The organism is Bordetella hinzii LMG 13501 (assembly GCF_001548475.1).
GTDB classification, from domain to species: Bacteria; Pseudomonadota; Gammaproteobacteria; order Burkholderiales; family Burkholderiaceae_B; genus Bordetella; species Bordetella hinzii.
Genome location: NZ_LRUJ01000045.1, coordinates 8,408 through 35,378 on the forward strand (window position 1 = coordinate 8,408; position 26,971 = coordinate 35,378).

At 67.9% G+C, this 26,971-nt stretch carries 1 protein-coding gene; it reads left to right on the plus strand.

All coding sequences use genetic code 11. From position 1 onward, the window contains the following. Positions 1–14 precede the first annotated feature (14 nt). The coding region (locus tag AXA74_RS21140) for a DUF4347 domain-containing protein (protein ID WP_155680905.1) at positions 15–26,971 on the plus strand (26,957 nt) is incomplete at its 3' end.

The following is a 26,971-nucleotide window of genomic DNA, read 5'->3' on the forward strand; positions in this document are numbered from 1 at the left end:
TATCGGATAGCGATATGAGCATCAAGAAACTGGCGCGCAAACTCTGGACCGGCCGTTCCTCACGCGAGGTGCAGCAATCCCTGTTCCGGCGGCGGCCCCTGTTCGAGGCGCTGGAGCGACGCTATCTGATGTCGGCCGAACTGGTTCCGCCGCCGCCGCAGCCGGCCAGCGACGAGGCTCCCATCGTGGCGCCGGCCCATCCGGGCCAGGCCAGTCCACAGGCCAAGAAGCCGCAGGCGCCGGGCGCGCATCCCTACCTGGTCGAGCGCGCCGCTTTCCACAAGCAGGGTGTGCTGGGCGAACAGATCTCGCTGGATCAGTACGCCAAGGCCAATGCCGCGCGCCAGGGCGACGCCAAGGCGTGGCTGCCCGGCCATGAGGCCGCCGCGCCGCTGACGGCGCTGGAGGGCTACACCACGCAGTCCGAGCGCACGCCGGTGCGCCAGATCATCTTCGTGGACCCGTCCATCGAGAACGCCGAGGAGATGGTCCAGGGCCTCTACAGCCTGGTGAGCGGCAAGACCGAGGGCCTGGGCGGCCTGGCCACGCCTACGGGCGACGGCCCGCAGCTGCAGGTGCTGCGCAGCCACGATACCGAGATCATCGTGCTGGACGGCCGCTATGACGGCGTGGACCAGATCACCCAGATCCTGGCCCAGCACAAGGACCTGGCCGCGGTGCAGATCATGAGCCATGGCGGCGTCGGCTCGCTCACGCTGGGCACGGCCACGCTGGGCGAAGGCCAGCTCGATGCCTACAAGGACCAGCTGCGCGCCTGGGGCGATGCGATGGCCGAGGACGGCGACATCCTGCTCTACGGCTGCAATGTGGCCGCCGGACGCGGGGGCGTGGCCTTTGTCGACAGCCTGTCGGCCATCACCCGCGCCGATGTGGCCGCGGCCACCCATAGCGTGGGCAGCGCGGCCCTGGGCGGCGATTGGGTGCTGGACTACCGCCACGGCGCCATCGAAGCCACTACCTTGACCGTGGCGCGCTGGGATGGGCTGATGGCGACGTCCACCGGCGCGCAGACCGGCGGCTCCACCCTGACCGGCGTGGCCACCAATGACACGCTGGTGGCCTATGGCAGCGACAACACCTTCGTGTTCGACAACAATTCCACCGCGGCCACCACGACCATCGAACTGCGCCAGGGCATGAAGCAGGACAATGGCGTCTGGGTGCGCAACGAGGACGACGAGAACAGCAACAATACGCTGGACTTCTCGGCCATCAAGGGCAATGTCACCGCCATCATCAGCAACAACGACAGCTACCAGATCCGCTACACCACGGTCGATGCCAACGACAATTGGACCGAGCATACGGTCAATGTGGTGTTCAAGTCGGCCGATGGCAGCCAGAACCTGAAGATCGGCGACAAGACCTTCAACCTGGTGGGCACCTCCCAAAGCGGCAAGACCCTGCTGGACTACAGTGGCTATGCCACCGGCGTGACGGTGGATCTCTCCGGGCCCACGGCGGACAGCAATGGCGAAGAAGTGCCGCCGCCGCCGCCGACCGGATTCGGCTATGTGCGGGCGATCAGCGCGGTCAAGGGTTCGACGCAGGGCGGCAACCGTATCACCGTGGTGGGCGACACCACCGTCACCATCAACAACGCGCAAGACATCATCACCGGCAGCGGCGGCGGCAACACCTACATCGTCGGCGCGGGCATCCGTGGATTTACCCTGACCCAGCAGGCTGGCCAAAGCGGCAACACCCTGGACCTCTCCCAATTCGGCGCCGATGTCACCGCCCGCGTGCAGACGCAAGGCGGCGTGACGGTCTATATGGGCGCGGGCGTGGCCGCCGATGGCAGCGTGAGCAGTTTTGCCGGCGCCACGGCGCTGGTGAGCAATCTCGACATCCAGATTTTCATCGGCGTGGCGGGCAAGACCACGCTGGATTATTCCGCCTATGAAGACAACGTCACCGTCAACCTGAACTACCAGGATGAGGCGACCGCGCTCTATGACGCCAGCGGCCTGGCCGGCGTGCTCAATATCAGCAATGTGATCGGCGCGGGCGGCAGCTATGGCAACGACATCGTCGGCAGCCTGGGCGACAACATCATCACCGTGGCCAACAGCCGCGGGGCGAACCGCATCAGCGGCGGCGGCGGCAACGACATCGTCTATGGCAACGGCAGCCTGGGCGGCGGCGCCACCGAATACATCGCCGGCGTCGAGAGCGACGCCACGCTGACCGGCGACACGGTCACGGCGGTGTTGAGCAATACGCCGCCGGGCGCCACGTCCGCCAACACGGTGCGCCTCTATGGCGTGGGCGCCGTGACGCTGCAGGACTATCGCACCATCGACGGCGCCGCGGCAGCCGGCAGCGCCTATCATCCCGATACGGTGGTCACCCTGGACGGCTCCGGCTATGCGGGCGACCTGACCCTGATCGGCAGCGCCGGCGCCAATGTGCTGCGCGGCGGCCTGGGCCACAATGTCTTCACCGGCTACCAGGGCTCGAACGTGCTGGTGGCGCAGGCGGGTTCGCTGAGCAATACCCTGTCCGAAGACGGCAACTGGAACTTCACCCTGACCGACGGCGAGCTGATCGCGCAATATGCCTCGGATGGCGACGCCTTGCCCGCGGGCGCGGCCACGCCCGTGCTGCACAACGTGCTGCAAGGGGGGTTCAGCGACGCGCGGCTCAATGGTGGCCTGGGTTCGACCCTGATCGACGCTTCCGCCTTCTCGGGCAATACCGTGCTGGTCAGCGGCCTGATGGCCGGCGGCGTGATCAAGGCCGGCGGCGGCGACCGAACCCAGCACCAGGTCATCCTCATGGGCGGCCAGTACGCGGTCACCGGCGGCACGGGCGCGGATGCGACGACCGAACTGGTGGTCGTGGCCGACGGCCTGACCGGCATCGACCCCGCGCAATGGCTGGCCCAGAAGCAGGCGACGGGTGGCCTGGGCTGGGTATCTTTCGTTTCCGACGGGCTGGGCACCCAGGCCGGCAAGATCCTGCGCGCCGAGGGCGCGACCACGGGCTCGACCTATAGCCACGTCACCTCGGCGCGCGTCATGGGCGGCGAGTACGGCAACTGGATCGACACCTCGGCTTTCGAGGGGCGAGCGGTGCTCGACGGCAGCGCCGGCCTGTCCAACATCTATGTCGTGAGCAACCGGTATGACTCGGATGTGATCGGCTCGGCCGGGACGAACACCATCCGCGTCGACACCGGCGGCAAGAACCTCAAGCTGACCGACGGCCGGATGGACATCGGCGCGGGCACGGGGGCGGTCAAGACGACCTTCAGCCATGTCAATCAATTCGACCTGAAAGTCAGCGGCAGCGGCAGCCAGGTGGACACCACCGGCTTTACCGGACTGACGACCCAGACCTTCCTGGCGGACCTGACGTCGGGATACCAGGACAACAGCGGGCCGGCGCTGAAGTTCGTCTTCGCCAATGACGACCGCCTGGAGGTCAGCCTGGAGGGGGTGAACACCCTGCAGGACATCCTCAATGCGATCGCCGGCAGCGTGATGGTCAACAAGAGCGGCCAGCCGATCCGGATTGCGGCGGAAGGGCCCAATGCCGGACGTCCGCTGCCCGATAGCGACACCACCACGGCCTGGGACTATCTCTATGCGCTGGACGCCCGCCTGAACGCCGATGGTTGCCTGGTGGTCAGCTACACCCAGGCCGCGCGCGATGCCGGCTATGGCGGGGATTTCCGCCTGGAGCCGGGCACGCTGATCACGCTGGATGACCAGGGCAACGTGTCGCAGAGCACGACGGTGTTGTCGGAAGCGGCGAAGTGGCTGGGCCTGCTGGGCGCCAGCGAGAGTTTCCGCGCCTCGGTCAATGGCGTGCTCACGGGCGATGCCCTGGCGGCCGCGCACTCGACGCGCTTCATGCTGGCCGGCGCCAATGCGGTCATCCGCTCCGGCGGTGGCGAAAACACCTTCCTGGTGAGCTACGGCTATGTGGCCGATGACGCCTGGGAGCGTTTTTCGACCGGCGCGGGCAACAGCATTCTCACCCAGGCCAGCGGCTACAACACGCTGCGGGTGGACTCCGTCTACGGAGCCATCCTGACGCCCACCCAGGTGTCTTATCTCAACGGCGCGACCTTCGCCAGCGTGGTGACCCTGGCCCGCGCCGGCGGCGGCGTCGGCACGGCGATGGACAATGTGACGCTGGCCGCGCGCAATGCGGCCGGCACCGCGACGACACTGGACGCCGAGGCCTGGACGGGCCGGGCGACCCTGGAGAGCGATGGGGGCTACAACACCCTCAAGGGCAACAAGAGCAACGTCAGCTTCATCGTGGTGCAGCCGGTCAATGCGGCGGGCGGCTCGGTGACAGTGTCGCTGGCCGCCGGCGGCGGCAGCGGCAATTCGCTGCAGCTGATTTCACCGGTAACGGGCACGGCCGTGCTGTCCTCGCTGATGGGCGCGGCGGGCAATCTGCTCGGGGTCAATCTCGGCGCCAATGCCCAGAATCTCGAAAAAATCCTGGATCTGGGCGAAAACGCGGTCATCGACGTGGACGTGACGTCGTCGGGCACGGACGTGACCATCCGCGCCGGCACGCTGAAGATCGAGAAGGACATCACGCTCGATTCCACGCACCTGCTGCGCCTGGAGGCGCAGGACATCCAGATCGGCTCGGCCACCGGCGCCCATATCGTGCTGGCCGCGGGGGCCATCGAGGTGCTCGCCCAGCGCTATCGCCCCTGGCGCAGCGCCTATGGGCAGATCTTCGACCTGAGCACCAGCGTCACGATCACCAATGCCACGCTGTGGGCCACCAAGGCCGATGGCGCCGGCGTGACCATCAGCGCCAAGCTCGACAGCTCGCAGTATGACCTGGACCCCTTGGTCAAGAACGCGGAGGCCGATACGGGCTTGCGCGCCAAGCTGGGCGGCGGCGTGAACAGCGCCTACGACGCCCTGATGACCTTCCTGGACAGCGCGGCGGTCGAAGTGGCCTGGGCGCGTGTGAAGTACAGCTCGAGCATCCAGATCGACGATAGCGCGGCCATTTTCTCGGCCAGCGATGTGTCGGTCAAGGCCGAGAGCAAGGCCGTGGTGAAGTTGAGCCCGCTGGTCGCCAAGGTCGTGGGCGTGGCCGTGGGGGTGCTGGAGAACAACGCCCAGGTCACGGTCAACGGCAAGATCTATGCCGCGCGCGACATCTCGGTGATCTCCGAGGTCGACAGCGAAATGACGATTGCCTTGCTGCCCTCGACGATCAGCCTGGTCCCGGGCGTCATCGGCGTGGGGATAGGCATCGTCAACAGCAGCTCCAAGGTCACCATCGGCAGCACGGCCGAGCTGATGACGGACGTCAACGCCACGCCGTCGACGCCCGGCGCGGTATCGCTGGGCGGCGTGGGCGGCGACGTGACGGTGCAGGCCATCACCAAGCACAAGATGGATATCAAGGTCGCGGCCTCGGGCGCCATGGCCGAAAGCGATGACACCAAGCCGGTGAAGGCGGATGACGGCACGATCGACCCGTCCCGGGAGACGGGCCGCTATAACGCCAGCTACGCCAAGGTGGGCGCGGCGCTGGGCCTGGCCATCAATAACATCGCCACCGAGGCGGTGGTCAATGGCAAGCTGGTGGCCGGCGGCACGGGCGACACCACGGTGCCCGACGGCGCCAACAAGGTCATCGTGCAGGCACAGACCCTGGACCAGGGCAGCAAGGTGATCGTCAAGACCAACCTGGGCGGACGCCAGGCCACGGGCGAGGACTATGTCGACCAGACGGTCATCGAGGCCAAGAGCCTGGTCGGACGCAAAGTGGCCGGCCCCGTGGTGGGTGCAGCGGCCAAGGGCGGCGGCATTGCCTGGCAGAACACCAAGGCTTTCTTCTCGGCGCTCGGGAAGGACGGCAAGCTCAAGGACGAGATCGCCAGGATCAAGGCCAAGAATGCCAAGGCCGATAAAGATGAGTACGACGCAGACATCAAGAAGGAGCTGAACAGCTCATCCACCGAATTCCAGGTGGGCGCGGCCATCGGCATGGGCATCAACAACGTCAGCACCCAGGTCACCCTGGGCAGCGGCGCGGTGATCGCCACCCATGGCGGCGATGTGACGGTCGAGGCGCTGACCCGCTATTCGGTGCAGTACCAAGTCATGACGGCCGTGGATGACCAGGCCATCGCCGATCGCCAGGCATTCCTCAAGAAGAAGAACGACGTCACCGCCGACCAGACCGCGCGCAACGTGGGACCGGATGGCTCGGACCTGGGCGCGGCGGCGGCCGTGTCCATCGCCATCGACAGCATGAGCACCAAGGTGGACATGGCGGCGGGCGCCAGCATCGCCACCCAGGGCGGGGACGTCGATATTGCCGCCCGGACGCTGGACCAGATCGATCCGCTGGGCCTGTGGTTGGCCAATCTGTACAAGCCCTTCGACGGCATCGAGACGGCCTGGGGCCAGGCCGATGGCACGGCGGCCAAGGCCAAGGTGGCTGGCGCGGCGGCGGCCCAGTTTCTCTACAACCTGCAGGCCACGCTGACGAGTTCGGGCGGCGTTTCCGACAGCTTCAGCAGTTGGACCAGCGCCAATTCCAAGAGCAAGAAGCTGGCCTTGGCCGGCGCTTTCACGGCGCAGGTGCAAAGCACCGAGACCCTGGCCACCATCGGCGGCCGCATCGACACCCGGGCCGGCAGCGCGCCGGCCGGCGCGGTGACCATCGAGGCCGTCAATTCCAAGCAGGACCTGAACCTGGTGGGCAATGTGCTCTTGCCCAATATCGCCATCGGGGGCGATAAAAAGGTGGCCGCGGAACCGGGCAAGGCGCCCGGGCAGGGCTATGTCGCCTATGGCAAACAACTGGCCAAGGGTTTTCTGACGCCGCGCGTCGACGGTTTTGACTACGGCAGCAGCTCGCGCGAGGGTTCGGCCATCGGCGTGTCGGTCTATGTCAACGCCAGCACCCATGACACGCGCGCCGTCGTGGGCAATACCGCCGTCATCAATGCCGGCGACTTGACGGTCGCGGCCGATAACGAGGTGATCTCCGTCACGGTGGGCGCCTCGGGCGGCCAGGCCAAGACAGTGGCCGCCAATGGCGTGGTGATGGTCAATGTGAGCGACGCCACGACCATCGCCCAGGTGGGGTCGGGCGCGCGGATCGACGCCGCGGGCAAGGCCACCATCCGCGCCGATGACGCGACCTGGGTCGGCACGGTGGCCGGCTCGGTGGCCAGCTCCCAGGCCGTGGGCGTGGGCCTGAGCGTGGCCATCAACGATATCAATCGCGACACCCAGGCCGTGATCGGCGAGTTGCTCGATGGCGGCGCGACGGCGGTGGCCGGCGGCAGTTTCTCGGCCGGCGCGCTGGACCTGCTGAGCCAGAACCGGGGCTTTATCGGCAACCTGGCGGTGTCCGGGTCGCGCGTGTCCAGCCCCGTCGCGGGGGCGGGCGCCGGCACCGGCGCCACCACGCCGGGCGGCGGGACGCCCAGCGGCGGCACGGGCGGCGATATGCTGGCCATCAAGGGGCCGGCCGATCAGGGCGAGACCAAGCCGGGCACGGATCCCGCGCCGGTCGATCCCGCCGACCAGACCGATATCGCCGACAAGCTGAAATCGGCCAGCGACGCGACCTCGACGCTGACGCAGGACAGCGGGGCGGGCGGCTCGGCCAAGCAGCCGGAGTCCAAGGCCGGACTGTCGATTTCCGGCGCCTCGGCCGTCAATGTCGTCAACGACACCGTCCAGGCTTATATCAATGCGGCCGGCCTGACGGTCACCATTGGCGGCAACGCCAAGATCGACGCGCTGAACAACACCCATGCCCTGGCGCTGTCGGGCGCCGCGGCGTTTGCGCTGTCCGACACCGCCAAGTCCAACATCGGCATTGCCGGCGCCTACAGCATGAACCTGCTGGGCGGCGAGGCGCGCGCCGAGGTGGCGGCCGTGGGCAGCCTGATCGTGGCCGGCGACCTGGCGCTGTCGGCGCGGCGCACCGGCGTGACGGTCACCATGGCCGCCGGCCTGGCCGGCGCCAAGGGGCAGAAGGGCGTGGCCGTGGCCGGTTCGGCCGCCGTCGGCGTGGCGCTCTATGACAACATCGCCCGCCTGGGCAACGCCACCGGCCAGGTCAAGGCGCGCGACGTGACCATCACCGCGCGCGATGCCAGCGTGCTGGTCACGATCGCCGGTTCGGGCGCGATCTCGGACGGCAAGGCCGGCGTGGGCGCGGCCATCGCCGTCAATGTGAGCAGCACCCAGGTCGAGGCCGGCATCCGCCAGGCCGCCGATCTGCGTTATACCGGCCGGATCGACGTGTCGGCCGAATCCACCCAGACGGTGGTCGGCTTCGCCGGCGCGCTGGGCATGGCGCGCGATGGCGCCGGGGTGGGCGGTTCCATCACCGTCAATGTGGTCGGCAACCGCATCGAGAGCTACATCCTCAACAGCCAGGTCCGTTATGACGGTGCCGGCAGCAGCGGCCATGATGTCAGCGTCTCGGCGCTGGACAAGACCACGCTGATCGCCATCACGGGCGCGGCCGGCGTGGGCAAGAAGGCGGGCGTGGGCATCGCCATCAGCTACAACGAGATCGGCAACGCGGTGCTGGCCGGCATCCAGGGTTCGACCGTGGATACGGCGGGCGGCGGCGCGGTCAGCGTCAGCGCCGAGGACAATTCCTCGCTGGGCGGCGGCGCGGTCGGCGTGGGCGTGGGCCTGGGCGACGCGCAGTTCGCCGGCGCCGGATCGGTGCAGGTCAACCGCGTGCATTCGGCGGTGGCGGCCTATGTATTGCCGCGCTACAACGGCAGCAATGCGCCGGTGGTCAACAGCAGCCGTATCACGGCCAACGCGCTGACGGTGAGCGCCACCGAGAACAACACGCTGGTGGCGGTGACGGGCGGCGTGGCGATGACGCTGGGCGGCTCGGTGGCCGTGGGCGCGTCGGTCAGCGTCAATGAGTTCAGCTCGCGCACCAGCGCCCTGATCGAGAACAGCGCCATCGACGTGCAGGGCAAGCTGGACGTCTCCGCGCATTCGTCGCCGCTCATGGTGTCGGTGGGCGCGGCCGGCGCGCTGTCCAAGAAGTTCGCGCTGGCCGGCGCGGTCAATGTCAACATGATGCGCGGCTCGACCGAGGCGCGTATCTCCGGCAGCATGGTCAAGGCCGGCCAGGCGGCCAATTTCAGCGGCGACGCCGTGCGGGTCAACGCCTCGGATGCCTCGGCGCTCTATGCCATCACGGTGGCCGGCGCCGTCGCCACCCAGGGCGCGGCGGTCGGGCTGGCCGTGGCGGTCAACATCATGGGTAGCAATACCGCCTTCGACCGCGATCTGTTGAGTTTCGACGACAAGCAGCTGGCCGATTCGGGCGCCGGGGTGCAGATCGCCAGCGTCAACGGCAATGGCGACCCGGCGGCCGACCCCAAGGTCACGGCGGCCATTGTCGCCAGCGACGTGCGGGCCATCGCCGGCGATGTCAATGTCTTTGCCGGCCTGGTCGACCCCATGGCCGCGGGCGGCAATGCGCAGCTGAATGGCGGCGACGTGCTGGCCGTGGGAGACAGCGATATCCATGTGGACCAGGGCGGCAGCACGCTGGTCTTCGATGGCGCGGCGGCGGAGATCATCAATGGCAAGGATACGAGCGGCAACGCCGGCCTGCCGGTCTCGCAAGGCGCAAGCGGCGGCGAGTTCGCCGGCTGGCAGACCGGGGACGGCATCTATCTGGGCGCGGGCGCGGGCAATATCCGCCTGGCCGACGGCACGAGCCTGAGCGCCGACCGCATCTATTACATCATCCGGCGCGAGGCGCCGGACGGACAGGCCATCATCCAGCTGGCCGCCACGCAGGAAGACGCCTTGCGCGGCAAGGCGCTGACCTTCGCCGCCGGCAGTTCGGCCGCGGGCGTGCGCTTTGCGCATGTGCGCATGCAGGAGGCCACCAGCGTCAATCTGCAGCCCTACCACGGCGCGGATGCCACGGTCGGCCTGGACGGCGCCAACAATCGCCTGGTCATCAACGCGGCTTTTGACGGCCTGCAGGAAGGCTCGGCCATTGTCTACAGCGGCTCGCTGGCCAATGGTCAGATCGAGGATGTGCTGGCCAACCGCATCCTGCGCCAGGGCCAGGACGTGCTCAAGGTCGGGGTGACCTATTACGTGAGCAATCTGGTCCGGAGCGCGAGTGGCCAGGTGTCTTTCCAGCTGCGCGACGGCCAGGGCAATCTGGTGGATTTCAGCGGCGCCACGGTGGGCGGCGCCCTGCAGCGTTTCAGCGTCGACAATCCGGCCGGCGCCATGCTCAACGCCGATGGCAGCCTGACGCTGCCCAAGGCCCACGGCCTTGCGACCGGCGACAAGGTGGTGATCAACCTGGGCGCCAACGGGGTGCTGAGCGGGCTGGCCAACGATCATGTCTACGTGGTGGAAGCGGTCGACAGCCAGACGCTGCGCTTCACGAACGTGGACGGCAGCGCGGTGACGCTGGCCGAGCTCGGCTATGTGGCCGAGTTCAACGCCACGACCAAACGCTACGAGTACTACTTGGCCGATGCCGCGGGCAACAAGCAGCTGGACAACCAGGGCAGGCCGACGGCGGTCAATCCCGATGCCCTGATCAGCATCACCCGCGTGCAGCTGGCGCAGCAGACGTCGCAGTCCACGACCACGACGCAGGCCGATGGCACCGAGCAGACGACCATTACCCAGGGACCCGCGCAGGACGCGACCCTGGCCGCGTCGGCCATCCGCACCCAGGTCGCGGGCGAGAACAGCCTGGGCCTGGCCAGCGATGCGGGCCTGGCCACGGGCGACGTCGTGGTCTATCACAGCGAGGGCCGCGTGATCGATGGGCTGGTCGATGGCCAGCGCTATTACGTCATCAATGTGTCGCAGAACGGCAGCTACGCCTACCAGCTGGCCAGTTCGTTGGAAAACGCCCGCGACGGCATTGCCATCCAGCTGGGCGCGGGCAGCGGCACGGGCGGGGTCAGCCTGCGCAAGGTGGTCGACCGGCTTGACAGCGGCGGCGGCCTGATCACGCTGGACATCGGGGCGCTGACCCAGGGACACAGCCTGACCAACAGCATGCTCAGCATCACGGTGGCCGGCGCCGGGGGCAAGGCCCTGGGCGGCGCGGGCGCCATCGGGGTCAATCTGTCGCGCACCGAAGTGCAGGCCGTGATCGACAATACCGGAGCGGCGGCCGGAGCCGAAGTGCGCGCCGAGGGCGGACGCCTGTCGGTGTCGGCCCAGGACAAGAGCCAGATCGTGACGGCCACGGGCGCGCTGGGCATTTCGACCACGCAAGGCGCCTCGGCGGCCATCGGCGCCTCGGTCGGCGTGGCCGACATGCGCAATGGCGTGCGTGCCGCCATCAACGGCGCGCAGGTGACGGCGCAGGCCGTGCAGGTCAGCGCCGAGGAGCGCGCCAGCATCTACAACGTCTCCGTCGGCCTGGCCGGCGGCGCCGGCGTGGCCGTCAGCGGCTCGCTGGCCGTCAACACCATCCAGAACACGGTGCAGGCCACCATCACCGATTCGTCGGTCAGCGCGACCACGGGCGATATCCGTATCCTGGCGCGCGACACGGCCAGTATCTCGGCGCTGGCCGGCAATGTGTCGGTGTCAGTGGGCGGCCGCGTGGCCGCCGGCATGGCCTTCGCCGTCAACCAGGTGTTCGACACGATCTATGCGGGCGCCCTGCGCTCGGCGCTCTCGGCCGCGGGCGATATCGTGGTCCTGGCCACTTTCGCCCGCCCCGACGACATGCCGCCGGGACTGGATGCGCAGATCGCGGCCATGGCGGTCAGCGGGGCGGTCGCCGCCGGAGGGTCGGGGGCCAATGTCGGGTTCGGCGGCTCTGCCGTGCTGAACTGGATCGCCAATTCGATCACGGCGGAGATCGCCGAGACTCGCAGCAACCAGGCCGTGGCGGCCGATGGCGATGTGCGGGTGCAGGCCAGCGACGATTCCACCATCAACAGCCTGGCCGGCGCGGTGGCGCTGGGCCTGGGCGCCCAAGGCGCGAGCGTCGCCGTGGGCGCCAGCCTGTCATACAACTATGTGGGAGGCGCGCCGCTGGGCGTGTCGCGCTCGCACAGCATCACCGCGCAGATCCGCGATACCGAAGGCGCGGTGAGGGGCGGGCATGTGCAGGTGGGTTCCGTCTTCTCGGGCAGCATCCACAATTTCACCGTGGTCGGCAGCGTGGCCGTGGGCACGGTGGCGGTGTCGGTGGGCGGCTCGGTGTCCGTCAACCGCGTCAACAGCCGCAACGAGGCCGGTATCCGCAATGCCCGGCTGGTCGAATCGCTGGCCGTCAGCGGCACTCAGCCGGGCGTGGCCGTGCAGGCCCGCGACGAGGGTTATGTGCTGGCGGTGGCCGGCGGCCTGGGCGTGGCGGTGTCGCCGGGCAGCGGGGCGGGCATCGCGGCCGGCGTGGCGGCGACCGACAACTGGATAGGCAACCACACCCTGGCCTATATCGACGGCACCAGCAGCGGCAATGCCGCCAGCACGACCACGGTGCGCACGCAGACCGGCATGGCCGTGGAGGCGACCAACACCTCGCGGATTGTGTCGGCCACCATAGGCGTGGCCGCGGCGGTGGCGGTGGGGCAGGGCTTCGCGGGCGCCGGCGCGGGCGCCGGCAGCGGCAACACCATAGACGGCTCGGTCGAGGCGCGCCTGACGCGCGTGGAGAGCGCGTCGGGCAACCGCGGCGCGATCCGCGTCAACGCCGAGAACAGCGGCAGCATCGTGGCCGTGGCCGGCGCCCTGGGCGTGGCGGTCTCGGCCGGCAGCGTGGGCGCCGGCGCATCCATCGGCGTGTCGGTGGCCATCAGCAATATCGCCACCGTGGTCCGGGCGCGGATCGAGGACTCCCAGCTGCGCACTTCGGGCGCGGCGGTGACAGTCAGCGCATCCGATGACGCCGCTATCACCGCCATCGCGGTGGGCGGCGCGGTCGCGGTGCAGGCCGGCACGGCCGGCGTGGCCATCGCCGTCGGCACCAGCGTGGCCGTCAACAAGGTATTCAATACGGTCGAGGCCTCGATCGCGGGCGGCAGCATCGCCACTGGCGGCGGCAGCCTGACGGTCAGCGCCACGCAGCAGGCCGATATCCTGTCGGTGGTGCTGGGCGCCTCGGTGGCGGTGTCGGTGGGGGCGAGCGCCAATGCCGCCATCGGCGGCGGCGGCGCGCTGGCGCGCAATGTGATTTCCGCCAGCGTGCAGGCCGGCATCGGCGGCGCCAGCATCGACACCCGCGGCGCGGGCGCCGCGGGCGACCTGGATGTGCTGGCGCTGGGCCTGTCGCGCATCAACGCCGTGGTGCTGGGCATGTCGGCCTCGGTATCGGTCAGCCATTACGCGGCCGCCTCGGCCTCGATCGGCGTGGCCATGGCCGAGAACGTGATCGGCTACGACGTCAACAGCGCCGGCCAGGTGGTGGGACTGGGCGCGGGCCGCCCGGTCAACCAGATCGTGGCGCTGATCGATGGCAGCGCCGTCACGGCCGGCGCGGTCACGGTGGATGCGCGCAACGTCAGCTTCAAGCCCAACGGCGAGGTGGACCGGCAGCAAAGCATCGACGCGGTCGTGGTGGCGGGCGCGGTCGCGGTGTCGGTAGCCTATGCGCCGCCCATCGTCGACGGCGCCAGCCTGGCGGTTTCCGGCGCGGGCGCGGGCGCGCGCGCCGTGAACAAGATACAGACCGGCATCACGGCACGCATCAGCGACACGGGCCGGCAATCGCCCTTCGAGGCGGGCAGCGTCACGGTCAATGCCCTGGACCAGGCCGAGATCAACAGCACCATCGCCGCGGTGGCCATCGCGGTGGCGGTGTCGCTGGGCGCGACCGCGGCGCTGTCGGTGGCCGCCTCGCTGGCCCAGAACGAGATCAGCAATGCCACCTTGGCCACCATCGACGGGGTGGGCTTTGTCGGCGCGCCGGCCATCACGGTCAAGGCCGACAGCCAGGCCAGCATCACCACCGTGTCGGTGGCGGTCTCCGTCAGCGTGGGCGTGAGCCTGGGCGGGGTTTCGCTGGCCGGCGGCGGCGCCAATGCCAGCAACCTCATCGGCTCTTCGGCGACGGCCCTGGTCAATGGCTCGCGCATCAGCGGCAATGGCGGCAATGCGTTGACCATAGACGCCGACATGAAGGGCACCATCAAGGCGACCGTGGTGGTCGCCAGCCTGGGTTTCACGGCGGCGGGGGCTTCCTTGGCCATCGGCGCCTCCCTGGCGGAAAACCAGATCAGCGACAGCGCCGGCGCGCGTGCCGGCCTGACGCAGAGCCAGGTGTCCGGGCTGGGCGCGATCTCGGTCACGGTCGACAGCGTGCAATGGCTGGAGGCCAAGGTGGGCGCGGGCGCGGTGGCCGTTGCCCTGCAGGGCGTGGCCCTGGCCGGCGCGGGCGCGTCGGCGTTCAATACGTCCAAGGCCCAGACCCGCGCCTATGTGGACGGGCTGACCCAGGCCGACCCCAATGTGCGGGCCGCCGAGAGCCTGACGGTGGCGGCCACCAATACCTCGACCCTGCGGGCGACCGCGGTGGGCGCCAGCGCCGCCGGTTCCGGCTCGGGCCTGGCCCTGTCGGTGGGCGCGGCGCTGGCGCGCAACAAGGCGCTGGGCAGCGTGGAGGCCTATGTCGACAACAGCGTGCTGTCGGCGGCCGCGGGCGCGCAGATGGCGCGCCTGAGCGTGCGCGCCGAGGACAGCAGCAACCTGATGGCCAAGGCGGTGGGCGCCTCGCTGGCCTTGACGGTCAGCGGCGGTTCGGTGGCGGTGGGCGCCACCGATGTCAGCAATGTCTCGGCCGCCAGCGTGCAGGCGCGCGTGAGCGGCTCGACGGTTTCGGTGTCGGATACGCTGGCCGTGGCGGCCAAGGAGACGGCGACGCTGGACAGCACCTCGGTGGCCGCCTCGGCGGCCGTGGCGCTGGCGGGCGTGGCCGTGAGCGGCGCCGGCGCGGGCAGCAGCCAGACGGTGGCCAATGCGGTGGACAGCCATGTGGCGGGCTCCACGCTCGCCGCCGGCGCCGGCATGTCGGTTACGGCCGACAATACCGCCCGCATCAATGCCGTGACCGGCGCGGTGTCGGCCGGCGTCACGGGCGCGGGCCTGGGTGCCACCATGGGCGTATCCATCGCCAGCAACACCTTCGGCAGCTATTCGGGCGACGGCGTGTCGCGCAACCATGGCGCGCAAGCCTATATCGCCAATAGCACCCTTACGGTGGATACGGGCAATCTCGACGTGCTGGCCACCTCCAGCGCCACCCTGGACAGCGTGAACTTCGCCGGGGCCCTGGCCGTGGTCGGCGCCGGCGTGTCGGCGGCCGCCTCGGGCGTGCAGGTCAGCAATCGCTTCGCCGCCCGGACCTCGGCCTATATCGACGGCTCCATGGTCACGGTCGGCATGGGCGGCGGCGCCGGTTCGTTGACCGTGCGCGCCAAGGATGACAGTCTCATCACCCGGTCGGCCGCCTATGGCGTGGCGGCCGCGCTGGGCCTGGCGCCGGGCGCCAGTGTGTCCCTGGTCGTGTCGCTGGTCGATACGGTGGCCGAGAACACGGTCGATGCCTATATCGGCACGGCGGGCGGCAAACAGGTAGGCGCCTACGACAATCTGTCGGTGCTGGCGCTGGAGAAGACGGAGTTCAAGGGCCTGGAGGCGGTGACCGCTTCGGTGGCCGCCAATGCGGGCGTGGCCGGCGCCGGCGCCGGCGTGCGCGTGAGCAACAATACGCGCAACACGGTCAGCGCCCGGATCACCGGCGATGGCCAGGTGGGCGCCCTGGGCGCGGTGGCGGTGACGGCGGACACCAATGTGCTGGCCGAGATCGACCTGACCCAGGTCAGCGTGGCCGTCGGCGCGATCGGCGCCGCCGTGGGCGTGGGGATCGCCGAGAACATCGCGCGCGATACGACCACGGCCTCGGTGGCGCAGGCCACCGTGTCGGCCCCGGTGGTGGACCTCAATGCGCGGGTGACGGTGGACTTCAGCCGCACCCTGACGGCGGGCGTGGCCGCCACCACGGGCCTGGCGGTCAATGTGAACCGGGCCCTGGTGGACATCGGCACCACGACCCTGGCCGCGGCGCGCGACGGCGCGGTCCTGAACGGCGTGCGCACGACCTCGGCCACGGGCACCACGCCCGGCCTGGTCAATGTCAACGCCGAAGGCACCTATTATGGCCGCGCCTATTCCAAGTCCATCACCGGCGGCGTGATCGGCGTGGGCGTGATGAATGCCGAGACCCGCCTGGGCGGCTCGCTCAAGGCGGTGATCGACCATGCCAGCCTGCGCGGCGATATCATCGGCGTCACCACCGAGACGCATACCGACCGTAATGGCGAGGCCGGCCTGCTGGCCGAGGCGCGTTCGCTGGAGGCGGGTGGCGTTACTGTGTCGGCCGACAGCGCCAAGCTGAGCACCAGCCTGGACGCGCGGGTGGAGATCGACAACGGCGCGTATATCGAAGGGGCGCTGGTGACGATTTCGGCCAGCCAGACGCAGGCCACCGACGTCAGCATGGACGCGGGCACCATCGCCCTGGTGGCGGGCCGCTGGGGCAAGATCGATGTGGACCTGGGCGGCACCGCCTATGTCGGCATCGGCGGCGGCTCGCAGGTCATCGGCAACAAGCTCGATATCCGCGCCAACAACACGGTGCGCGGCAACTCGACGCTCAGCGCCTATTCGGTCAAGGTGGCCGGCGTGGACGTCAGCAAGCAGGGCGTCACGATCAGGCCGCAGTCCATCATCGAGGTCAGCGGCTCGCGCTCGGCCACCGACACGATAGACACGGCTGGAATGACGGTGGTCATGGCCAAGGGGGATTACGACACCCCGGGCATGCTGGACATGGTCATCACCAATGACCTCATCTACACCCAGCGCAACAAGATCACCGGCGTGGCGGGCTTCACCATCACGCTGTCGACCAATCATTTGAGCACCGACGGCACGCTGGCCCAGATCAAGGTCAACGGCGCCTTCGTGCGCAATACCTTCGGCGACGTGACGCTGGCGGCCAATACGCGCGGCGTCACCACGACCATCAGCGATATGCTGGTGGTGTCGGTCGCCAGCGCCAGCAAGACCGACAGCAATAATGACCTGACGGTGCGCAACAGCATCGAGATCAATAATTCGTCCATCGAGGGCGACAACATCGTGGTGCTCGCCGGCAGCGGCAAGGTGTCGGATCCCCTGTCCACCGGCTATCTGCTGGCCAATGACAATGTGTCCTTCACCATGGTGGGCGTGGCGCAGATCCCGTTGGTCGACAGCGGCGCGCGCGCCCGCCAGATCAACAGCATCGTGATCGATGGCGCGAGCAGCGACGGATCGCTGCTCAAGGCGCAGCGCAATGTGCGCCTGGAGACCAATCCGTCCACGCTGGACCAGGCCAACGTGAACGGATCGGTGCAGGTCATCGGCCTGAACCTGAACCCCACCGTGGACCTGGCCGCCGGCGTGGTCGACAAGACCTCCAGCCTGGTGGCCACCTCGGCGGCCACGCGCATCATCGCCGGTGTGAACAATGCGGCCAATATCTTCATCATTCCCGCCGCGCTGATCAATGCCTTGAACCTGGCGGGCCTGACGCTGCCGACGCAGACCGACTATTCGGTGACCTTCGACGCCAATTCGCCCATCGTGCGCGCCATCCTGGAGAAGCTGCTGGGACCGGGCTCGACCAGCCTGGACGGCGCCGACGGCACGGTGAACATCGACGTGCGCTATGAACTCACGGCCTTCCGGCCGGAGGACATCCAGGTCAATGTCACGACCGGCATGATCATCAAGAAGGGCAACGATTACTACTATTACGACAGCCTGGACAGCCGCGACCTGAACCTGGCGACGGAGAACTACGGCAACAGCTACTGGAAGAAGAATCCGCCCACGCTGACGCAGGACGACAAGGACGGCGCGCTGTCCTGGGACTTCGGCGAGTTCGCGGCCGACAAGGTGGGCAGCGTCTATTACGTGCTCAAGACGGTGGACCTGGGCCAGCCGGTGCTGCGCTACGCCAGCCAGCAGAACATCATCAGCGAACAGATCCGCCAGTTGACCAAGATGCAGTCCGAACACGCTTCGGACCCGCAGGCGGTCGCGCGCTACCAGGCCAATATCGCGGCCCTGCAACAGCAGCTGCAAAGCCTGCAGATGGTGGATAGCAAGGGCCGTTACCTGGATTCCTTCTACACCTTCTATGTCGACATCCCGAATCTGTACGCCTCGGGCGGCTCGGTCTATGTGAACGCGGCCAACACCAGCGGCGTGCACGCGGCGGGCATCGATGCGCGCGCCAACACGCAGATCAATATCGTCAACGACTCGCCGATGCTGATGAACGTGAGGGACGCGGTGGTGATGGACGGCACCATCATCCGTCCGGGGGCCGACGGCGAGATGAAGATCTTCAAGTCCGGCCACCTGTATATCAACGACACTTCGGTCCAGGGATCGGGGGGCTCGGACGTGGCCGAAGTGCGCGTGCTCCAGCTGGAGAACAGCTGGGCCGCAGATCCCTTCGGCGGCGCGCTGGACGCCGACATGATGGCGCTGGTGGAACGCGCCCCGGTGGACCTCAATCTGCTGGGCGCGGTGGTCAACCCGCTGGGCAAGGTCTCGGTGGTCAATACGCTGGGCAGCATCAATGTCACCGGCACGATATCGGCCCTGAGCCTGGACATCCAGGCCAAGGGCAACTTCAGCCTGCAAAGCGACGGCTGGTTCAATACTGGCGCGGATCCCACGCTGCTGCAGGACCGCTGGCAGTTCGTGGTCGATTACTTCAGGAGCAACGCCACGAGCACCGGCGCCAGCGAACTGGAACAGGATGTGCTGCTCAAATGGGGCTACCGCAACCTGGGGTCGTTCACCTCCTACCTGACCTCCAACACCGCCGCGCGCGACTCGCGCATCTTTGCGCTGGGCGCGGTGAACATCTCGGCGCTGACGCTGAATATCGACGGCAAGATCCAGAGCGGCGTGACCGACGCCTATATCCGCATCGACGCCTCGTTCCGGGGCGACCGGGATAAATCGCTGCAGGATACCAGCGGCTATGCCGTGAGCGGCGTGTCGTACAGCGCCGATGGGTCCATGAACCGCTTCGGCGCGATCACGGGCCGTTTCGACTACGCCACGCAGACCATCATCCTCGATCCGATCCGCCTGGCCGGCGGCAGCATCACCCTGACCGGCCAGATCATCTCGGTGGGCAATGGCAATCTGGTGGTGGCCAACGGCTATGCGTCGGTCCATATCGACAACCAGACCACTTATGCGCTGGTGACCAGCGATATCGATGTCAGCACCTATCGCAAGGGGCGCATCGAGATCGTCGACACGGCGCGCGGCCAGCGCGATCTGTACGAACTCAATGGCCAGAACCAGGTCGTGCATACCGTCTGGAACAAGTTCATCAAGCTGGACAACCCCGGCGTGGGGCAGCCCGGCTGGGTCTGGGTCTATGACAATGGCGCGGGCTCGCAACTGAGCGAAGGCAGCGCCGTCACGGTGGGCAACCTGGGCAGCCAGCTGACCACGACCTATAAGCCCGCCCAGGGCCAGGTCATGGTCTGGGTCATGGGCTGGGATTCCAGCGAGACCACCACGACCACCTTCGTGACCAAGCAGTTCAACCTGATCGGCGACGGCGTGGATCCGCTGGGCTGGCTGACCAATAGCAACACCACCAAGAACGGTCCCTATGTGACCTATTCGCAGTCGCGTCCGGTGCTGGTGTCGACCGTGGTCGCCTATACCAGCGAGGCTACGGTGCCCGACGTCCTCAAGGACCAGCTGCGCGCCACCGGCAAGCTGGATGACGCCATCCTGCCCGGCTATGTCGAAGGCAGCGGGCAGCAGCAGTTGCAGGCGGATCCCAACGGGCCGATCTACCTCCCCGGCGTGGGCCGCTTCCGCTTCGTCACCGTCGACGGCCAGGCGCTGGAAAGCTCGAACTTCGTGGTGACTTACCGCAAGTTCAACACCAGCGTGATCGTGCGCAATGACGGGCCGCATTCCAGCGGCGGCGGCTGGCTGCGCACCAAGACCACCACGCTGACCCAGGTGGTCGAGAAGAAGCAGCAAGAGCTCTATACCTTCTATGTCCCGGCTTCTCAGGACATCAACCTGACCTTCCTGGGATCGAGCACGCAGCCCAATGCCATCTATATCCGCAGCAACGGCGATGTGACCCTGGGCGGCAACCTCATCGTGGGCAATGGGCAGTCGGTGTATATCGAGGCCGTCTCGGCGGCCAAGTCGACGTCGATCGGCATGCGCGGCGAGGTGGGCATTCTGGCGCGCGATCCCAATGGCCAGACGCCGGCGTCCGGCGCCTCGGTCAATGTGCAGGCCTTCGCGCTGGGCGGGGCTATCCAGCTCAATATCATGGGCTCCTCGGGCTATACCCGCGCCGAGGCGCGCAACGATATCCGCCTGACCTATTTCTCCGAAGGCGGGACCAGCTCCAAGGCCACGCTGCAGAAGGTGGCTTCTTCGGCCGGCACGGTCTACATCGAAGCCCTGAACGGCATCTTCGCCCATGGCTCGGCCACGGGCGACGCCGTGGTGTCGGGCAATCGCGTCGAGCTCAATGCCGGCTACGGCGCCATCGGCACGGCCAGCCAGGCCCTGAGCGTCTATGCCCGCCAGGGCTTCGCGGCCCAGGCCGGCCTGGCCGGCGGCGCGGCCGGCGCCGACAAGAACATCTATATCGCCCAGAATGTGGCCAATGCCGACCTGGTGCTGGTCAAGCCGGTGAACTGGGCCAATCCGCAGGCCTCGGTGTACTCGCAGCTGGGCAGCGTCAATATCTCGCTCAATGGCGGTTCGCTGCTGGACGGCGAGCAGGCCGACACGCGCACGGCGACCGAGAAAGCCTATCCCACGGTCACGGCCAAGATCCTGGCCGACCTGAACGCCCAGATCACCCAGTACGAAGGGTATTGGTCGGGCGTGCGCGCGCTGCAGGTGGCCAATATCAGCCTGGGCGGCGCCGGCACCTACCTGAGCACGGTGATGGAGGGCAGCGGCCAGTATCTGGTGGTGGCTTTCAATCGCAGCGGCGACTACGAGGCCATCCTCAAGGCGGCGGTCGATGGCGGGCGCCTGGTGCGCCTGGCCTACAACAACAGCCTGAACGGCAATGCGCGCGAAGAAGTGCTGGGCAAGCTGGTGGCGGTGTCCAACGATGGCCTGGTCTATCGCTTCCAGTTCTCGGTCTATGACCCGGTGAGCGGCCAGTTTGCCGCGCCGGTGTCCATGGCCGAGATGGGCTATACGGCGGGCAGCCAGGGCGTGCTCTACGGTCCGGCCTATGGGCTGGCCGGCGCCACCGACCAGTCCAGCACCAATCTGCCCATCAGCTTCACGCTGCCCAGCACCGGGCTGACCGAGACCCAGGGCTCCAGCACCTTGCAGCTGACGCTGACGCAGGCGCAGCTAAGCGAGCTGGCGCAGAAGGTCGGCGGCTATCGCGATGCCGATGCGTTGGCGGCGCTGCGCCAGTACAGCTATGTGGAGATCAATGGACAGAAGCTGCTGATCGATCAGATCCTGCCGACGCTGGGCAATGGCGGGTCCTGGTTCACGCAGGATTTCGATACGGTACTGATCACGCTCAAGACCCCGTATGTGGGCAATCTGACCACGGCCGATCCCAATGCGCACGTGGGATTGAATATCGTGTTCGGCAATGACAGCGGCCAGTATGCCGCGGGCGAGCTCACGGGCAATACCCAGCCCGCGCTGCCGGCGGTGCCCAGCCCGGGCACCACGGTGTCCACGCCGGCCGCTGGCGATACCGACATCACGGCGGACGTCATCGCCGCCATCAACGCCTATAACGCGGCGCACGCCGGCAATACGATCTCGATCGGAGCGGGCTCGCTCTATGCGCTGTTGACCGGCTCCGGCTCCACGGGCGCGGGATCGGTGATCCAGCGCACGACCACCGGCAATACGATCTCCCTGGCGGGCAGCACCCTGGGCTGGCAGGTTCCGTCGGGCATGACGGTGACGCAGTACGTCGCCTGGCTGAACGACCCGGCCAACGGCGTGGTGGGCAGCCAGATCACGCTCACCATCGACGGCGTGGAGGTCACGCGCCGCATCCTGTCGCTCAATCTGACGGCGGCCGACGGTTCGCCCTCGCAGGGGATGTCGCGCAGCGACAATCATCTGTCGCTGGTGCTGGACGGCAACGTCACGCTGACCAATTACTACGTCAGGAACGCCAGCGACGTGGTGGTCAATCGCCAACTGCCCGCCGAGCTTGCCTACGGCCTGACGGGTCTGGGGCAGGGCGGCGCCAGCGCCGGCATCGACTACCGCCTCCAGCTGGGCTTTGGCGCCACGGCGCTCAAGCAGGGCACGCTGAAGGTCGACAGCCGCTCGGTGTCGGGATGGTGGGGCGGCAGCTACCTGACCTATTACCAGTACACGGAAACCACGGCGGGCGGCGCCCGCTACGCCAGCTATGTGGACCTGGGCAATAGTTTCAGCTGGGACCTGAGCACGTCCACGCTGAGCGACGCGGCCCGCGGGCAGTTGCTCAACGCCATCAAGTCGCTGCTGAGCAGCGGCCAGTCGATTTCGCTGGCCGGCCTGGATCTCTTCATGACCAACAACGGCGGCACGCTGTCGGGCAGCCAGCTGGGCGTCTATGACAATGGCACGCTGAAGATCGTCAGCGTGGTGGACGAGTTCGGCAATCCCCTGACGGACCAGAGCCCCGACAGCGCCTGGCTCAAGGGCAGGATTGTGTTCTCGGGCCAGGTCTATGCCGAGAAGACGCAGCTGCAGAATCTGGACGCATATCGCAATACCAATGTCAACGATGCCAACTGGAGCCAGAATTACACGCCCAATCTGAACGGCATGGTTGTCCATGCCGGGATCCGCCTGACCGACACCGGCTTCGCGCAACAGGCCCTGGCCTCGTCGGGCGTGGCCTCGATCACCCTGGCGGGCAACGATACGCTGGTGCAGGGCCAGCGGGTGGAGCTGAGTTTCGCCAACTCCAGCCAGACCTTGGTGTATTACATCAAGAGCGTCAACGGGCGCGTGGTCACGCTGGCCGAGACGGCGGACAAGGCCTTGCAGGCCAGCGGCGAGGCGCTGACCATCGAGAAGATCCTGCAGGCCGCGGGCGCCGTGCCCGGGGCGATGACGGTCAAGCTGCTGGACGCCTCGGCCAGCGGCGGCTCGGTCACGACCGACGATGTCATCACCCTGACCAATATGGACATCGTGCCGGTGGTCGATGCCAATGGCAACGTGACGGGCTACCGCGGCCTGCAGAACTACGACCGCGTCTATCTGAACGACGTGCAGGCCAAGGACGGCAAGACGGTCAGCCTGCAGAACAATGTGGCCTATTACGTGCTGGTCGAGGGCAGCAACAGCATCCGGCTGTTCGCCTCCCGGGAAGAGGCCATGCTGTACCAGCAGTTCGAACTGCTCAAGCAGACGCCCGAAGGACAGGCGCTGATCAAGGCGCTCTTTACCGATGTGGGCATCGCGCCGCGGCTGTTGACCGGTTTCGCCGCGGCCGACCTGCGCGGCATGTTCACGGTGAGCACGCATCTCTTCCTGACCCAGGACGCGGCGTCGACCGCCAACCTGAGCGCTCCGATGCTGGCGTTGCACCAGCAGCTGCAGGGCCAGGCTTATGATCCCAACTACCTGCCGCCCATCCTGGACATGGCCGGGGTCGAGAACCTGGTGAAGTCGGTGCGCAACCAGGTGGTCTACGACTATGTGGTCGACAAGGAGCTGGCGCAGACGGCCGAGTACCATAACTATTGGCGCGAGCGCCTGACGTCGGTGGTGGGCGCCGCCTCGGGCCTGAGCGCCGTGAGCGCGGGCAGCTTCAAGCTGCAGGACATGTTCATCGTCGATGACGGCCATGGCGGCTTGCGCGCCCTCGCCACGGGCGATGAGATCTATTTCCGCGACGCCGTGGGCGGGTTGCGCGCCGACACCGCCTACTACGCCATCGTCGGCGCGGACGGCAGCATCCGGCTGGCGGCCACGCTGGCCGACGCCATGCTCTACCAGACCGGCGCCGGCCAGAATGACGGCCTGCTGGCCCTGTACCCGAACATGGGCCAGGTGATCACGTTGGACTTCGCGGCGGCCGACCTGGCGGGCGCGACGGCCTATACGCGCAACTATGTGCTCAAGGCCGACGCCGCGGCGCAGACCGCCGAGGACATCGAGCGCTATGGCAGCAGCTACCAGGCCGGCTATTTCTTCTATTTCTCGACGGCCACGCTGCGCAACATCGAGAACAATCTGCTGTACCCGGTGTCGGCGACCATCAATGAGAAGGTCTTCGATATCGACAGCGAAGCCGAAGGCGTGCCCCCGCCGGACCGTTTCCTGAACATCAAGGCCGGGCAGGGCATCGTGCTGCGCACGTCGGGCCAGGGCTCGATCGGGGCGCAGCTGGGCGAGTACACGCTGCAGCTGCCCGATCTGAGCACGGTCAGCGAAGCGGAGCGGGCCAATATCTTCGATGCGCTGCCCGAAGCCGACAAGGCCATTCTGTCGCGCGCCAACGCGGCCAGCCTGGCCGGGGTGTACCACACGCTGTACCGCTATATCGGCCCGGCGGGCACCGTCTCGCTGGACCGTGGCGACGTGGACTTCAGCGACAGCAGCCTCTGGCAAGCCGTCAACCCCATGTTCTCCAACGACGGCGCGCTGCTCACGGGCGCGACGCTGCCAGCGGGCAGCGAACTGCAGTTCCTGTTCGCCGACCGCTTCGGCCTGTACGAAAACAGCCGCGACGTCTTCGTCTACAACAGCAAGCTGGGCGCTTCGGGCGCGCAGCTGGCGCAGTTGAATGCCAATATCGCCAATGCCCGGGCCAACGGCCTGCAAGTGGTGGATATCGGCACGGGCTTCCTCGACCCGGTCTGGAAAGCCATCCAAGTGCCGTTCATGGCCCAGGACGGCGCCAGCGCGCAGGCGCTGCAGGCCGGCGCGCTGGTGGGCGATATACGCGACCCGCGCTACCTGACCATCAACTTGACCCGTTCCCTGGCGGTGCAGGCGGTCGATGGCGTGGTGTCGGCCTACAGCGACACGACGGTGGGCCTGGATTCGCCCAAGGGCAGTATCCGCCTGGGCGATATCCATGCCGCCAAGGGCATCACCATCACGGTTTCGGCCCAGGGCGGCTCCATCATCGGCACCGACGCGGGCAGGCTGGAGAGCCAGGGCCAGGTGAGCCTGGTGGCCGACCAGGACATCGTGGGCAGCACCCGCGATGGCAATGGCATCTATCAATACGACGCCTCCCGCGCCTTGCAACTCAGCCTGGGCGCCGGCCATGCGCTCTATATCGAGGCCGGCGGCGTGGCGCGCGTGGCCCAGCACGGCAGCGAGGACTTGAACCTGGTGCTGGCCAACACCAAGGGCACGGCGCAAAGCGGCTCCAGCTACCAGGCGGACGCCAACCTGCGTGTGGGCCAGGTGATCGCGGCCGGCAATGTCAGCCTGCAGGCTGGCGACTCCATCCTGAACGCCACGGCGGCGGGCCAGCGCCAGTATGCCAACGTCTCGCTCACCGAGCTGAGCGACCAGGCGCTGGCGGCCCTGGGCTATACGCGCGAAGTGGTGCTCATCGCCGGCCGCTCGGTCGGCCTGCCCGGCGCCGACGTCTCCCAGGAGGGCACGCCCTTGCTGGTCAGCATGCCCGACGGCGACAGCGCGGCGCTGCTGAAAGCGCAGGCCGGCACGGGCCTGAACGTCTACGGCATGCACAGCCTACGCCTGGGCGGCATCGACGTCGCCGACGCCGGCGGGCTGCGCGGCGACGCGCGCATCTACGCGCTGGACGACATCCTCAACGGCACGGCGGCGGGCCAGGCGGCCTTGACCGCGCGCAACGCCTGGCTGGGCACGCTGTCCGGCGGCATCGGGCTGGCGGCCCAACCGCTGCTGACGGATTTGTCGGGCTATTTGACGGCCCTGGCCCAGGGGGCCATCTCCCTGAGCCAGCTGGGCGCGCATGACCTGGCCTTGGCGCAGGTGGAATCGCGCCTGCGCGACGATATCCGCCTCACGAGCCAGGCCGGCATCGTCAATGACAAGGCGGCGCATCCCGGTGTGTCCGGCGGCCGCGGCGAGGCGGTGGTCATCGGCGGCAATCTCTATTTCGAGGCGGGCGGCTCGATCGGTGGCTATGCGCAGGCCGATGTGGCGGGCGTGGCGGTCAATGACGCGCTCATTGTCGCGGCGGTCGGCGTTTCATCGACCCTCAATGCCCAGGCCGGCGGCGACGTGGCGCTGGTGCAGCTTGGCCAGGCCGACGATGCCCAGGGCCAGGCGCAGACGCTGACGCTCAATGTGGGCCGGATCGAAGCGCGCAATGCCTGGCTGGCGGCGCGTTCGACGCCCGCCGGCGTGGGCGGCGACATCCAGCTGGCGGCCGGCTCGGTCATCAGCGTGGCCGGCGTGGCCAGTCTGCTGGCGGGCAACAACCTGAACATCGCCGGGCCGGCCGGGGGCCTGCCGGGCGGCCTGGTCTCGGCCGGCCAGCGCATGAATCTGCGCGCCGACCGCGATGACCGCGCCAGCTACGGCAAGGCCACGTCGATCACCGTCGATGGCCGCCTGCTGGCGCCCGAGATCCGCATCCACGGCAGCGAAACCGGCGCCAACCAGATCCGCTTCGGCGCGACCGCCGAAGCCGGCGGCGGCCTGGACGCCGGTCTCCTGCTGACGCAGGGCGGCACCATGGACATCCTGGGCGGTTCGGGGCAAGACCGGATCGAGATCCGCGCGCGCCTGATCAAACAGGCGCAAGTGACTGTCTCCGCCCAAGATGGCGACGATAGCGTGCTGCTGCAGGCCACGGAGGTGCAGGGCAGCGTGAGCCTGTATACCGGCCTGGGGGACGATAGCCTGACGTTGGTCGATACCCGCATCTCGGCGGACCTGAGCGTCTTCGCCGA